Genomic DNA, 15,009 nt, shown 5'->3' on the forward strand with positions numbered 1-15,009 from the left:
CTTTAATAAATCCATCTAATTTACAGAATTTTATTTATCAAATACATTTTTAAGTTGATAAAAAAAGCGTTGGATAAGGCGTAGCTTTTCTGTAATAATTTCTGCTTTACCACGCATTTCTTGCTGAAAATCAATTTGTTTATTGTAAGAAGTTATTAGCTTTTTGTTAAGTGATACATCTATTAGATAATTTCCATCTTTATCTGGAAAGAGTGAAATATTTTCAACTTTACCAGACAACATACCAAACTCAGTAGCAGGATAATTAGCTAATCTAATATTAACTTTTTGACCAATTTTAATTTTTCCTGCATTTTGAATAGGTGCTTTTATTTTGCCTATATAACCTAAATTTTTTGAAGGAATTATAGTAAAAACTAAATCTCCTGCATTTACTGTTTGATTTTTATTCCAAAAAGACATGTAAGAAACTTCACCTGCAATGGAAGATTCTAAAGCATAGCGTAATTCCCAATATTTTATTGATCTTTTTAATTCGTAAAACGATTGTATTACTTTTTTTAACAATCTAGTATCTTCTTGGGTTTTCTTTATTTTAGAGCTTTTTATGGTATTTTTGGAACTTCCAATTGCCTCACGTAACTGAGAAATTGAACTATTCATATTTTTAAAACTACGTTTTGATTTTGTGTACTCTAATTGTTTTCTTTCGTAATCTTGAGCAGAGATAACTCCTTTTTCAAATAAAATTTTACTTCTGTTTAAATCTTTTTTATCGAATTCTAATTCTTTTTTATTTAATTCTTTTTGAGATTTTAAAATTGCCAATCTATTTTTAACTTCAGCAAGAGAAACATTATTTGCTAAAAATTCACTAGAATAGGGCTTCAACTTTTTATTTAAAATATATTCAGAATAATTAGTTTCAAAATTTGAAAAATTTGAGGTAATATCACCAAGTGCTAAAAATGGTAATTCATCTATCGAAAAAATAAACTCCTTTTTATTTATTGTAATTGTATCTACAATGCTTTTAAGCAATAAAACATCTTTGTAATTTGCTGTGTTTTCAATTACTGCAATAATACTATTTGCCCTTACTTTAGCTCTATTGTTAACCAATATGGTTTCAATTTTACCAGTTGATTTCGCATAAATTTTTTCTGGTGGTATTTTTGTAGTAACAACCACTTCCGCAGTTATAACATCAGGATATTTTACAAACCATGTAATTAATAACAATAGTAAAATTAATAATAATACTAAGGTATTTCCATACCTAACCATCCAATTAGGCACATAGCTTAATATTTCCTGTACTTCTTCGCTACGTATTTGTATTTTTTCTTTTTTATTTGGCATTTATTTATTTTATTAATACATAATTATAGTCATATTTTATATTACGATTTGATAAAACAATAAATTAGAGGAATGCTTCAGCATTCCTCTAATTTAAAAATATAATTTAACGATAGACACAATAACTACCGTTAGTAGTTACCAGACAAGTCCCAACTAATTGAGCTCCAGTATGATGATCTACAATCCAACCACAACCAGTATCTGGACATGAGTTTCCGCCACCATCACCGAGAGACGAACCAATTCCATCATAATATGGACCTGGATTTCCATCATCAAATGTACCTCCATTAATTTGTTTTTGCTCCGCTTTACTTAAAGCTTTTCCTAAATTTAAAAATTGTTTTTTCATAATAAAAATTTAAAATTTGATATAGCCTTGAACATTTATAGACACTCAAGGTTTGTGTCTATTCCTCGCGAGAGAATGTTTTAACTACCTAATTCTAATTGGTTTTTCACCAAATGGTAATAGTTTCCTTTTTGTTTTATGAGCTCTTTGTGACTTCCTATTTCTACGATACTTCCATTATCTAACACTACTATTTGATGTGCGTTTTTTACAGTACTTAATCTGTGTGCAATAACTACCGCTGTTTTATCTGCAAAAAAAGTGTTTAACTTATTCATTATTACCAATTCATTATTTGCATCTAACGCAGAAGTTGCTTCATCAAAAAATAAAAATTTAGGGTTTTTATAAACTGCTCTTGCAATTAATAAGCGTTGCTTTTGACCTGTACTTAGTCCAGATCCTTCATTCCCAATTTTTGTGTTATAACCTAAAGGAAGTCCTTCTATATAATCTGAAATATTTGCAATATCCACAGCGTGTAATAACTTTTTAGTATCCACATAATCCTCACCTACAGCAATATTTTTAGCAATGGTATCATTAAAAATATACCCCTCTTGCATTACAACACCACAATGTGCTCTCCACACTCTTTGTGAAATGTTCTTTAAATTGAAATTGTTTACAAGAATTTCTCCTTTGTCAAGTTCATAAAATCGTAATAGCAGTTTCATTAACGTAGTTTTACCACTACCACTAACTCCAACAATGGCAGTTGTTTTATTGGCAGGGATTGTAAAAGATACCTCTTTTAAAACGGGCTCTAACCCTCCTGTATATCTAAAAGAAACTCCATTTAATTTTATATCTGCATTTTCAGGAATTGTTGTTATTTTTTCTTCTCCTTCTTTTTCTTCATCTTCTTTGTTGTGAATTTCACCTAACCTATCTAAAGATATTTTGGCATCTTGTACATCACGCATAAAACCAATTAATTGAATTACAGGAGCATTTAATTGTCCAACTATGTAACTTATTGCCATCATCATACCCAACGTAATACTACCTTCAATTACTAATTTAGCTGATAAAATGGTAATAAACATATTTTTAAGTTCATTGATAAAATTAGAACCAACACTTTGAGTTTGCTCTAGAGCTAAACTTTTAGTAGAAATTTTAAACAAGCGAGCTTGTACATATTCCCAATTCCAACGCATTCGTCTTTCCGCATTGTGAAGTTTAATTTCTTGCATCCCGTTGATGAGCTCAATTACTTTACTTTGCTCTTGACTTACTTGAGAAAAACGTTTATAATCTAGCTCCTTTCTTCTTTTAAAGAAAAATAACACCCAGGAAATATAAAGAATACTCCCTAAAACAAAAACTCCTAAAATTTGAAAGCTATAATACCCTAACACAAAACTGAAAATAACCAGATTAAAAAGTGAAAACAAAATTGTTAAAGAAGAGGTTGTTAAAATTCGCTCAATACGCTTGTGATCATTGATGCGTTGGAGTAAATCTCCTGTCATTCGAACATCAAAATAGGATATTGGCAATTTCATTAGTTTGATAAAGAAATCGGATATTAATGAAATATTTATTCGTGTGCTAAGGTGTAATAAAATCCAACTTCTAATAATCTCTAAGCTTGCTTTTCCTATATATAAAAACAGTTGTGCAAAAAGGATAAGATAAATAAAATTTATATCTTGATTTTTTATACCAACATCTACAATGCTTTGCGTTAAAAAAGGAAATATTAATTGTAATAGACTACCAGCGAGTAAACCAATAATTAACTGAACAATAAATTTTTTGTATTTAAACAAATATTTGGAAATAAAGCTAAAGCCAAAGGGTTCATCTTTATCAAATTCTTCTTGATAAAATTTAGGCGTTGGATCAAGTAAAAGAGCAATACCTTCTTCAGTATTTTCATTTGCATTATTACCTATCCAACTTTTTATAAATTCATCTTTGGTATAGGTTATTAATCCATGAGCTGGATCTGAAATATAGATTATTCCTTTTTTAATTTTATAAACTACTACATAATGATTTTTATTCCAATGCACAATACATGGCAAAGAAGCTTCTAATAGTTTGTTAAAGGAAAGTTTAACCCCTAAAGAATGAAAACCCATGTTCTCAACTGCATCACTTAAACCTAATAAGCTACTACCTTCACGCGTAGTTTCACTAAGCGTACGCAGTTGTTGTGTATTAATGATTTTGCCGTAGTATTTGGCTATAATTTTAATACACGTGGGACCGCAATCTTTGGCTTCGGTTTGTTTATAATGTGGGAATTTTTTCATTAAGTAAACTTCATTATTTATATATTTTTATAAAAAAATATTCTTAAAAACCAAAATAAAAATATAAATTTTCATTTTGGTCAGTAAATTTTACTACATAATTATTACCAGCAATAAGTACCTAAAATACAAATACCTGACGGGCATTCTTTCCCATCACAATAAATAGGTGCTGGATTACCACCATTGATTTCTTTCTGCTCCGCTTTACTTAAAGCTTTTCCTAAATTTAAAAATTGTTTTTTCATAATAAAAAAATTTAATATTTAATATAGCCTTGAACATTTAAAGACACTCAAGGTTTGTGTCTATTCCTCGCGAGAGAATATTATTTATAAATTTATAGTTAATTCAAATTTTTAAGTATTAATTCTTTTAATTTTGGATTGGAAGGTTTATAAGCATTGGCATCAATTATTTTACCTTCCTTATCAATTAATATGTATCTTGGAATTTCATTTAAAAAGTATTCTTTAAAAAAGGGAATGTCATCATCAGGTGCAAATAATTGAATACCACCTAGTTTTCTTTCTTTTACCATTTTTTTAAATCGCTCTTTAGTATCACTAGTGCAGATACTAACAAAATAAATATCTCTATTTTTTAAATCTTCTTCTAATTTTTTTAATGCGGGGATTTCTCGTACACAAGGAATACACCAAGTTGCCCAAATGTCTATATAAATTAATTTGCCGTTTAAATCTCTGATTCTAAATAATTTATCATTAATATCATGTAATTCAAACATAGGGGAAGTTGTTCCTTTTGATATTTTTTTTAGTTTTAAATACATTTTTCTAATTTCATTCTTGTATAAATGATTTTTTTCAATTGAATTAAATTTAGTGTAGACTTCATCTAACATTTTAGTTTGTGATATTGCAGATTTTATTATTTCAAAAGTTAATTCATCTTTAACTTTTTGATTTTTGATCTCTTTATCAATTATTTCTAAAGTAGTTAATGTTTCATCTTTAGAATTTACATTTTCCATTTTATAAGAAATAAAGTCTTTTATACACTGCATGTATTTTGGATGCTCCAATAATTTTTTATTGGATACATTAATATTTTTATAAGGATTCGGATAGTTTTCCGAAACTTTAAAATCTTTATTTTTTAAAAATTCTCCTCTCCATCTTCTATATTGATTTAAAAGTGAAGCATTTTCATTTTCAACTACAAATAACTCATAAAATTTAAAATCCTTATCCAAATTGACCTGAGACTTTAAAAAGTCAATTTTTGTAATATTAATTGAGTCTGCCAACTTTAAAAAATCTGATTCACTTAAATTCAAAAAATATTTATAATTAGTAATATTTTTAAACTTTTTATTATACAATCTTTTTCGTTGTAAATAATTATTTTCTTTGGCTCCAATTCCTAAAAATGAGTATTTAGGAATATTCTCATTATAATTTATAGTAATACTTAATTTATCTTCTGGCTTTAAAAACATCTCAGTTAATATTCTCATATCACCTATAAAATAATACCCTTTTGGAATTACAACTGTATCTATAAAAGTATTGTCTTTCTTTAAATGAATTGTTTTAATTGGTTTATAATCTTTATCATATAAAATTAAACTGTCAATTTTTGAATTTTTAATAAAACCAGAAATAATTGTCTTATTTAAATCTGTAGATTCTTTACAAGCATACATTATAATTATAAAAAATAATAGATAGATTAATTTTAATTGTTTCATGATATATATTCTAGGCTAAAGGATTTTTTAATTTATTTCTCTAATTAAACTAATATTCAGTCAATATTTTATTGACTGAATATAGTATAGTGAGATAATTACTGTTTTGTTTTACCCACAATAACTCCAAGGGTTCTCAGCACAATATCTTGATTTACAAGTTTGCCCCATATAACATTCAGAATCAGAACTACATTCGTCTGTACATTCTAACTGGTATTCACCCCCATTAATTTGCTTCTGTTCAGCTTTACTTAAAGTTTTACCTAAATTTAAAAATTGTTTTTTCATAATAAAAATTTTATGGTTTAATATGCCTTGAACATTTAAAGACACTCAAGGTTTGTGTCTATTCCTCGCGAGAGAATATTTTAATTATTTGCACCTAAAATCTTGTTTAGTTGAATTTTTAAATCATCAATAGTTATATTTTTAGCTATTATTTTTCCATTTTTACTAACTAAGAAATTAGTAGGAATACTTGTAACGTTATATTTTGCTGCGATTTCCCCATTAAATCCCTCTATATCTATAATGTTTTCCCAAATGAGTTTATCCTCAACAATGGCATTATTCCATTTTTTCAAATCTACATCTAAAGAAACGCCTAAAACTGTAAACTCATTATCTTTAAACTGCTTGTAAATTTCCAAAAGTTCAGGATTTACTTTTCTACAAGGAGCACACCAAGAAGCCCAAAAATCAATCAAAACAACTTTTCCCCTAAAATTTTTTGAACTAATTATTTCATTTTTGAGATTGGGTAAATCAAAATCAAATAGCTGTTTTCCAACCTCTATACTTAAATCTGGGTAAACAACTCTTCTTATTGATTCAAGCTGAGTATTTGATAATGCATTGGAATCTATTTTTTTAAATAGATACTTAATTTGGTCTATATTTAAATCCTCATTAATAACTTGTTCCGCCAATAAATATCCACTATAACTATTGCTTGGTTTTTTTTCAATAATTTTAGCTAATTTTTGAAATAGTTTTGAATTCCAGTTGGCATCACTTTTATATGATCTTTTAAAACTTTCAAAATCACTTCGAATAAGTTCTGTCTTCACACCTAAAATAGTATCAACTTTAATAAAGTTTATTTCATAGGTCTTCATTGTTTTTTTCTCTATAGAAATTTCAATATCAACGATATTATTCTCTAAATAAAACCAATCATTTACCATTGAGGAAATAGGAGGAATTATAAAAGTCGCTTCTATTGGTTTTTCTACAAATCCTATAAACTGAAATTTGTTATTCATTACAATAGTGCAATCTCTAACTTTACCATATTCAAGATAAATATAATTAGGAGTATCACCGTTAACAGTACCATTTAATGTAAATGATTTTATATTTTTTTGATCTTTGCAACTAATTATTAAAATTACTGTTAGCAAAATATATAGATAATTTCTTTTCATAAAAAGTTAAATTTGCATTTACTTTAATCAAAGAGCTGATTACTAAAAGTAACTAACTCTTCAACTAAAAAATTCTACAACTTATAAGCACATTCTACCACATCCACATGGATGAGAACAATCACCTCCAAAATTTGCACAAACACCAGAATTACAGTTTGAATTTGTTGAACAAGCAGAGCAAGGTTCACCACCGTAAAGCATTGTACCTCCAAAGATGTTCTTCTGTTCCGCCTTACTTAAAGCTTTTCCTAAATTTAAAAATTGTTTTTTCATAATAAATAATATTTATAATCATTATATTTGCCGTGAACATTTAAAGACACTCACAGTTTGTGTCTATTCTTCGCGAGAGAATAATTTTATTCCTTTTAAGTAGCTATCTTGGATTTCAACTTGTTAGTAATTAGGATTTTTTTTTAATTTTACATTAATTAAAATCAAAAGCTACTACTGGTAGTAGCTTTTGAAAAAGTTAACACAAAAATGATTAATCACTAATACTATCTTCTTAAGCCCCTTCGCAAATACCAAAATAGAGACAGAAGCATTCTGCTCTAGAAATCTCTGTTATTTCATCACAAAAATCAGGTCTTCGTAGCTTTAGTTGTTTTCCACCTCCATTAATTTCTTTCTGTTCAGCTTTGCTTAAAGCTTTTCCTAAATTTAAAAATTGTTTTTTCATAATTAATAATTTTTATAATTATATTTGCTGTGAACATTTAAAGACACTCACAGTTTGTGTCTATTCTTCGCGAGAGAATAATTTTATTCCTTTTAAGTAGCTATCTTGGATTTCAACTTGTTAGTAATTAGGAATTTTTTTTAATTTTACATTAATTAAAATCAAAAGCTACTACTGGTAGTAGCTTTTGAAAAAGTTAACACAAAAATGATTAATCACTAATACTATCCTCTTAAGCCCCTTCGCAAATACTAAAATAGAGACAGAAGCATTCTGCTCTAGAAATCTCTGTTATTTCATCACAAGAATCAGGTCTTCGTAGCTTTAGTTGTTTTCCACCTCCATTAATTTCTTTCTGTTCAGCTTTGCTTAAAGCTTTTCCTAAATTTAAAAATTGTTTTTTCATAATAAATAATATTTATAATCATTATATTTGCCGTGAACATTTAAAGACACTCACAGTTTGTGTCTATTCTTCGCGAGAGAATATTGTTTATAATTTAATCTTCTTTTAAAACCTTTTCTAGATCAGTTAAAGAAATATCCTTTTCTAAAATTATACCTTCTTTATTTAAAAGATAATTTGTTGGAAATTTATTAATACCTAGAACTGAAGTTTCAGTTCCATTTTCATCTAATAAATTTAACCACGTTATTTTTTTTCTATCAACAACCTTAAACCAGTTATTTACATTTTTAGTTTTATCTGTTGAAATACTAATTATACTTAATTGATTTGGGCTGTATTTTTTTTGTAATTCTTTTAGCTTAGGGAATTGGGCAATACATGGTCCACAATAGCTAAACCAAAAATCTATCAAAATATATTTTGAGTCAGAATTTTCAAATACCTTAAAAATTAATTCCTTTGAATCAATATTACTTAATTTTATTTCTGGGAAGAGATTACCCTCCTGTAACATTTTCGCTTCCAACATCCTTTTTTTAAAAATTTTAGCCTCTTTGGTTTGCTTTATTGTATTTGAAAGATTGTTATAAGCCTTTTCAAGCTCTTCATTGTACCCATTATACATTTGGCTTATTAAAATTTTCCAAAATGCCACATATGAATTTGGAAATTCTTTAGTAAAATCTATGAGAGTTTTATAGTTATGTTTTGTTAAACTTTTTCGTAATGCTATTGAAAATTTTTCAATAGAGTCTTTTGGTAAATCATTACCCCTAATCTTTTTAAACTCTATTTTAAATTCATTTAAAAAAGGCTTTAATTTTTCTCCTAAAATTACTTCTTCATTTTGTATTGTTGAATTTTCACTGATTATTATTGGTTTAACATTAAAATACAAACTATCTATTAATAACTGCTGATTTTTAGGCTCTAAAATGAATTGACCTGTTCTTGTTTGGGCTGTTTCTATATAAAATGGTAATGGAATGTTATTTTTTTTACTTAGCCTAAATTCAAATTTACCATCCACAGCTATTGTACTATCTTTTATGAAATTGTTAAAATAATATATAGCATCAATTGCCTTTATTAAATAAACTGTTCCGTTGTAGTTTTTAATTTCTCCTTTAATTCTATAATCTTTAGATTCTGTTTTCTTACAAGAGGCTAAAAAACTTATAAAAAGAAATAGAATGAAATAAAAAATAAACGTTTTTTTAAACTTGATTTTCATTTATAATAATAAGTATGTTTAAATTTTTGAATATTAAGGTACAAGTTCAATTGAGCTTGTACCTTAGATAAATTATCCACAATTTTGATCACAAGGGCAACCTTGGCAATATTGAGCTCCACCCGGAGGTCCACAGCATATCATTCCTTCTGGACAAGACCCACCTCCATCACATCTATCACCATAAAGCATCGTTCCTCCATTAATTAATTTTTGTTCAGCCTTATTTAAAGCTTTACCTAAGTTTAAAAATTGTTTTTTCATAATTAATAATTTTTATAATTATATTTGCTGTGAACATTTAAAGACACTCACAGTTTGTGTCTATTCTTCGCGAGAGAATATTGTTCATTAATCCCTAATTAATTTTAGGGATTTTTTTATTTATGAGTTTACCATTATAGGTTGAGTGCTTTTAAGTGCAACTTGTTCTTCAATTAAATCATCTATAAAATATAACAAATCCATTCTTTCATACTCTTTTGGATATTGTTTTCCGTTTATTAATATAGCTGGTGTAAAATTTATTTTGTTATTAGTACACCACTCTTTTTGCTGTTTAAGTGTTTTGAAATACTCTTTATCAATAGTTTCATTCCATTTTTTTAACCAAGTATTAGCATCTATTTCTCCATAAATATCAGACAGAGCACTTAAACAAGTTTTCTCGTTTGTAGAATTGTATAATTCTAATAGTTTAGCGGCAATTTTAGTACCTTCTGATTCGATATTATCTGGATTGACATTAAATCTAATAGTTACTTGAATTTCAGGATATTCTTTTTTAAGAATATTTTCAATTAGTTTATGGATTTCTTTGCAATAACCACACATAGGATTGGTAACAACCATTAATTTTAAAGGGGCATTTTTATTTCCGAAAACTAGCTCTTTTATCAATGGTATTTTTGTATTTAGTGGGGCGTTTAAATTTAGTGCAGCGTTAAATAAGTCGAAATTTCTTTTAAATTTAATATGCTCTATTTTCAATTTTTTGTATTGTTGTTCTTTTTTTAATAATGGATGAATAAAAGCCCAAAGCGATGTCACTATTAAAAGGCTAGCTACAAATAATAAATAACTTGAATCTACTATTGTTATGTTTTCTAAATTTACATTATCTAAAAATAAAGAGCCAAATTGTAACCATAAAATACTTACAATAGTTAAGCACAAAGGGCACCAACTTTTTATAACCCTCCATTGATAATAAATAGATATAAAAGTAAAAGGGATTGCTAATGTGCTTAGCATAAAAATTACTGAAATTGACTGCAATCCATTTAAGGCAAAAATTAACCAAACTGTTACTAAACTTGTGAAATAAACCAATCCAACATCACTTAACTTAAATAATCCAAAAATAGTAGCACCTTTAGAACTTAATACAGCATCGCAATTTGTTTTTTTACTTTGACCTGAGCAAAACTTATCTAAAATTTTGGAATTTAAACCTAATTCATGCTGAACAATAAGATAACTAATATAGACACCAATACTAGATAAAGTGAAGTGTATTATCTCAAAAAATGAAGGTTTAGCTGCTAAAAAAATAAATCCAAATGCTATTAAGGTTGTAAAAGTAACTAGGTTTTTGACTTTATTGATTTTATTTGATTTCGATGTTTTCGCTTTCTCTGATTTTTCTATAATTAATATTATACCTGTCCACAGTTTTAAAAAAGTAGTTACATCTATATTCTTAGATTTATTTTTATTGTAAATTAATTCAACACCACCTTTGTTTTTTGAAACTACAACAAGTTGATTATTTTGATCTTCTTTTATTTGAGCTAAAAAAAAATCAGGAATTTGTGATAGGGTTTCTAAATTAGTAGCTACTTTCAAAACAAGGTTATCAATATTAAAATGATTGAATAAATCAGTAATACTATTAATACTTGGATAATAAGGATGACTCAAAAGCTGGATTTTAGCTTCCTCTTTATCTAATATAATGTTATTTTTTTTTGTGAGCTGAGTTAACAGAAAAATTAGTTGGTTGTTCATTAAGCAATTTTTTTTATACAACAATTTAAAGTGTCAATAATTTTATTAAAACTTTTTTTAATCTCATTAATATACAAATTATTACGAAATAACAATCATTTGTTGATAAAAAAACGTTATTTATGTTAGTTTACAGATGAATGTAATCTTTAGAAAACAGATTACTTATAAACTATTATTTGTTTTTTCTTGACCTTGTTGCATTAAATAGGCTTTAATAAATCCATCTAAATCACCATTCATAACAGCATCAACATTTGCAGTTTCAAAACTAGTTCTAACATCTTTCACTAATTTGTATGGATGCATTACATAATTTCTAATTTGAGAACCAAAATCTATTTTCATTTTGCCAGACTCTATATATTGTCGAGCTTCCTGTTGTTTTTTTAGTTCAATTTCATACAGTTGAGATTTTAACATTTGTAATGCTCGTTCTCTATTTTCGTGTTGAGAACGAGTTTCTGAGCAGGAAATTTGAATTCCTGTAGGTTTGTGTGTTAATTGAACTTTGGTTTCAACTTTATTAACATTTTGACCGCCAGCACCACTTGAACGAGCAGTTATTATTTCAATATCTGCAGGGTTAATTATTATTTCAATACTATCATCAACTAATGGGTAAACGTAAACCGAAGCAAAAGAAGTATGCCGTTTTGCATTGCTATCAAAAGGTGATATTCTAACCAACCTATGCACGCCATTTTCACCTTTTAAATAACCAAAAGCATACTCACCTTCAATTTCAATAGTAACCGTTTTAATTCCAGTAACATCACCTCCTTGAAAATTTAATTCTTTAACTTTAAAACCCTGATTTTCACTCCACATTAAGTACATTCTCAATAACATTTGTGCCCAATCGCAACTTTCTGTTCCACCAGCTCCAGCCGTAATTTGTAAAACTGCACTTAAATTATCACCTTCGTGAGAAAGCATATTTTTGAATTCTAAATTTTCAATTAAATGTACTGTTTTTTGGTACTGATTTTTAACTTCATCTTCCGTAATTTCTCCTTCTAAAAAGTATTCAAAAGCTACCGAAAGTTCTTCAGCATTTGCATTAATAGCATTAAAATCTTCAACCCATTTTTTCTTATTTCTAAGTTTTTTCATTGCTAATTCAGCTTCTTTTGGGTGCTTCCAAAAATCTGGATTAGCCGTTTTTTCTTCTTCGTTAGAAATTTCAATTATTTTCTTGTCAATGCCAAGGTAAGTTTTTAACTTGCCAATGCGATTTTGTAATTTTAGTATTTGGTCGTTTGAAATCATTTTAATTTAATAATTATACAAAAATAACTTTTCATTTTAAATAATATGCAAATAAATTTAATAAGTGACACAGTTACCAAACCAACCCCAGAAATGTTAAAAGCAATGATGAATGCTGAAGTAGGGGATGATGTGTTTAAATCGGATCCAACAGTTAATAAACTCCAAGTTAAAATAGCTGAAATGTTTGGTATGGAAGATGCTTTGTTTTTTCCGTCAGGAACTATGGCAAACCAAACTGCTATAAAATTACACACCCAACCGGGCGATAAGTTATTTTGTGATAAATGGGCACACGTTTATAATTTTGAAGGAGGAGGAGCAGCTTTTAATTCTGGAGTAACGTCTCATTTAATTGATGGAAATAGAGGAACTTTTACTGCTAATCAGTTAGAAGAAGCCATTTCTGGCGGCAGATCGGATATTCATGTACCTTATTCAAGGTTAGTTGCCATTGAAAACACAACCAATAAAGGTGGTGGTGCTTGTTGGGATTATCAAGAAATATTAAAAATACAAAAAGTTTGTAAACAAAATAATTTGGCACTTCATTTAGATGGAGCACGATTATTTAATGCACTAGTTGCTAAAAATGAAACTCCTGAGCAATACGGAAAAGTGTTTGATACTATTTCCATTTGTTTATCAAAAGGATTGGGAGCTCCAATTGGTTCGGTACTTTTAAGTTCAAAAGAAAATATAGCTAAAGCATTGAGAATTAGAAAATTATTTGGCGGAGCTATGCGTCAAGTTGGTTATTTAGCTGCAGCCGGAATTTACGCGTTGGATAATCATGTAGAACGATTAGCAATTGACCATAGCCGAGCAAAAGCAATTGGAGATGCTCTACAGAAGTGTACTTTGATAAAAAATGTAGAACCCATTGAAACAAATATTGTAATTTTTAATGTAATTGACAGTATTAAAGAACAAGATTTTATAGCGTTGTTAAACAAACAAGGAATATCTTTAATTTCTATGGGACAAGGAAAATTGCGGATGGTAACTCATTTAGATTTTACGGAAGAAATGCTTGAAATTGTAATTAAAACTATTGAAAATATTTAAATATAATCATTATTAGAAGTTATGATTTTATTTGTAATTCTATAATCCTATTTCCGACATATTATAAAAAACATAAATGAAGAAATTACTTTTATTACTAACAGTAGTAGTTATTACTGGAAATAGTATTTTTGGACAATCAACAATAACAAAGAAATCAAAAATGTCAAAAAAATTAGAAACAGCAACATTTTCAAATGGTTGTTTTTGGTGTACAGAAGCTATTTTTCAACGGTTAAAAGGTGTTGAATCTGTAAAATCAGGCTATACAGGAGGTCATATTAAAAATCCTTCTTACGCAGATGTAACAACGGGAACTACAGGACATGCAGAAGCTATTGAAATAAAATTTAATCCAAAAATTATTTCATTTCAAGAAATTTTAGATGTATTTTTTAGTACTCATGATCCAACTACGTTAAATAGGCAGGGTTATGATGTTGGAACTCAATATCGTTCAGCAATTTTTTATCATTCAGAAAAACAAAAAGAAACTGCAATAAAATTTATTTCTGAATTAACTAAAGCTCAAGTTTTTGAAGATAAAATTGTTACTCAAGTAGTTCCATTTATAACTTTTTATGTAGCAGAAAATTATCATCAAAATTATTATAACAATAACAAAAACCAAGGTTATTGTAGGGCTGTTATCAATCCAAAATTAGAAAAATTCATTAAAAAATATAAGGATAAACTGAAAGCGAATTAAATTTGTATATAATTTGTAATATTGAGTTTAAAAATTAGAATGCAAAAAAAATACAAATTATTATTACTTAGTTTACTTTTTGATGGCATTGGTATGCTTTCCTTTGTAATTCCATTTATTGGAGAATTTTCGGATGTTGTTTGGGCTCCGTTGTCTGCTTATTTAATTTATCAAATGTATCAAGGTGTAGAAGGTAAAGTTGCTAGTGTAGTATCATTTATAGAAGAAGCAGGTGTTTTTGGAACGGATTTACTACCTACGTTTACGCTCACTTGGATTTATAAATATCTGATAAAAAAACAACTAGTAGATTACTTGAATTCAAGAACTTATTAACTCGGTAATATAATATTAGGAATATTAATATATATTTTAAGACCGTTGCAAGGTAAAAGTGATTAAATTGGAGGTATAAAAATCATTTAATCATTTGTTATTTAACTAATTAAGTCTTATTTTTAATGTATGAAATTACAGAAACAACCCACATTAGCAGACACAATTTGCGATTTACGAGCAAGAAAGATAAAAAC

At 27.5% G+C, this 15,009-nt stretch carries 17 protein-coding genes; 3 read left to right on the forward strand and 14 right to left on the reverse strand.

Annotation, left to right across the window (positions count from 1 at the left end):
- Window positions 1–30: 30 nt before the first annotated feature.
- The 14 genes from L3J60_RS03390 to prfB form a co-directional block, all read right to left on the reverse strand.
- Window positions 31–1,323: an HlyD family efflux transporter periplasmic adaptor subunit gene (locus L3J60_RS03390; protein WP_291974080.1), complete on the reverse strand. Its 1,293-nt coding sequence runs from the start codon at window positions 1,321–1,323 to the stop codon at window positions 31–33.
- 106 nt (window positions 1,324–1,429) lie between these two features.
- Window positions 1,430–1,678 (reverse strand): hypothetical protein, encoded by a 249-nt coding sequence (locus L3J60_RS03395; RefSeq protein WP_291974081.1) that lies wholly within the window; start codon window positions 1,676–1,678, stop codon window positions 1,430–1,432.
- A gap of 80 nt (window positions 1,679–1,758) precedes the next feature.
- Window positions 1,759–3,945 carry a peptidase domain-containing ABC transporter gene (locus tag L3J60_RS03400; RefSeq protein ID WP_291974082.1) on the reverse strand — a complete coding sequence of 729 codons (2,187 nt, stop codon included), beginning with the start codon at window positions 3,943–3,945 and terminating at the stop codon, window positions 1,759–1,761.
- Window positions 3,946–4,049: 104 nt separating this feature from the next.
- Entirely contained in the window at window positions 4,050–4,193 is a 144-nt protein-coding gene (locus L3J60_RS03405) for a hypothetical protein (protein ID WP_291974083.1), read from the reverse strand.
- 98 nt (window positions 4,194–4,291) lie between these two features.
- Window positions 4,292–5,659 (reverse strand): TlpA disulfide reductase family protein, encoded by a 1,368-nt coding sequence (locus tag L3J60_RS03410; RefSeq protein WP_291974084.1) that lies wholly within the window; start codon window positions 5,657–5,659, stop codon window positions 4,292–4,294.
- Window positions 5,660–5,770: 111 nt separating this feature from the next.
- Entirely contained in the window at window positions 5,771–5,950 is a 180-nt protein-coding gene (locus L3J60_RS03415) for a hypothetical protein (RefSeq protein ID WP_291974085.1), read from the reverse strand.
- 80 nt (window positions 5,951–6,030) lie between these two features.
- On the reverse strand, window positions 6,031–7,089 hold the full coding sequence (locus L3J60_RS03420) for a TlpA disulfide reductase family protein (RefSeq protein WP_291974086.1): 1,059 nt from the start codon (window positions 7,087–7,089) through the stop codon (window positions 6,031–6,033).
- An 81-nt stretch (window positions 7,090–7,170) separates the two neighbouring features.
- Window positions 7,171–7,365 carry a hypothetical protein gene (locus L3J60_RS03425; RefSeq protein ID WP_291974087.1) on the reverse strand — a complete coding sequence of 65 codons (195 nt, stop codon included), beginning with the start codon at window positions 7,363–7,365 and terminating at the stop codon, window positions 7,171–7,173.
- A gap of 235 nt (window positions 7,366–7,600) precedes the next feature.
- A complete protein-coding gene (locus L3J60_RS03430; RefSeq protein WP_291974088.1) occupies window positions 7,601–7,774 on the reverse strand; it encodes a hypothetical protein in 174 nt (57 codons plus the stop codon).
- Window positions 7,775–8,006: 232 nt separating this feature from the next.
- A complete protein-coding gene (locus L3J60_RS03435; RefSeq protein WP_291974089.1) occupies window positions 8,007–8,180 on the reverse strand; it encodes a hypothetical protein in 174 nt (57 codons plus the stop codon).
- 94 nt (window positions 8,181–8,274) lie between these two features.
- Entirely contained in the window at window positions 8,275–9,417 is a 1,143-nt protein-coding gene (locus L3J60_RS03440) for a TlpA disulfide reductase family protein (RefSeq protein WP_291974090.1), read from the reverse strand.
- Window positions 9,418–9,489: 72 nt separating this feature from the next.
- Entirely contained in the window at window positions 9,490–9,681 is a 192-nt protein-coding gene (locus tag L3J60_RS03445; RefSeq protein ID WP_291974091.1) for a hypothetical protein, read from the reverse strand.
- 120 nt (window positions 9,682–9,801) lie between these two features.
- Complete coding sequence (locus tag L3J60_RS03450) at window positions 9,802–11,427, reverse strand: vitamin K epoxide reductase family protein (RefSeq protein ID WP_291974092.1); 1,626 nt, start codon at window positions 11,425–11,427, stop codon at window positions 9,802–9,804.
- A gap of 165 nt (window positions 11,428–11,592) precedes the next feature.
- Window positions 11,593–12,699, reverse strand: a complete 1,107-nt coding sequence (prfB, locus tag L3J60_RS03455; RefSeq protein ID WP_291974093.1) for a peptide chain release factor 2 — start codon at window positions 12,697–12,699, stop codon at window positions 11,593–11,595.
- Between the two features lie 45 nt (window positions 12,700–12,744).
- Here prfB and L3J60_RS03460 point away from each other — a divergent pair, with 45 nt between their 5' ends.
- The 3 genes from L3J60_RS03460 (at window position 12,745) to L3J60_RS03470 (ending at window position 14,812) form a co-directional block, all read left to right on the forward strand.
- Window positions 12,745–13,767, forward strand: a complete 1,023-nt coding sequence (locus tag L3J60_RS03460) for a GntG family PLP-dependent aldolase (RefSeq protein ID WP_291974094.1) — start codon at window positions 12,745–12,747, stop codon at window positions 13,765–13,767.
- Window positions 13,768–13,843: 76 nt separating this feature from the next.
- Window positions 13,844–14,476: a peptide-methionine (S)-S-oxide reductase MsrA gene (gene msrA / locus L3J60_RS03465; RefSeq protein ID WP_366836772.1), complete on the forward strand. Its 633-nt coding sequence runs from the start codon at window positions 13,844–13,846 to the stop codon at window positions 14,474–14,476.
- Window positions 14,477–14,515: 39 nt separating this feature from the next.
- Complete coding sequence (locus tag L3J60_RS03470) at window positions 14,516–14,812, forward strand: hypothetical protein (RefSeq protein WP_291974095.1); 297 nt, start codon at window positions 14,516–14,518, stop codon at window positions 14,810–14,812.
- Window positions 14,813–15,009: the final 197 nt, after the last annotated feature.

The sequence above is a fragment of the Lutibacter sp. genome, from assembly GCF_021647475.1.
Lineage (GTDB): Bacteria > Bacteroidota > Bacteroidia > Flavobacteriales > Flavobacteriaceae > Lutibacter.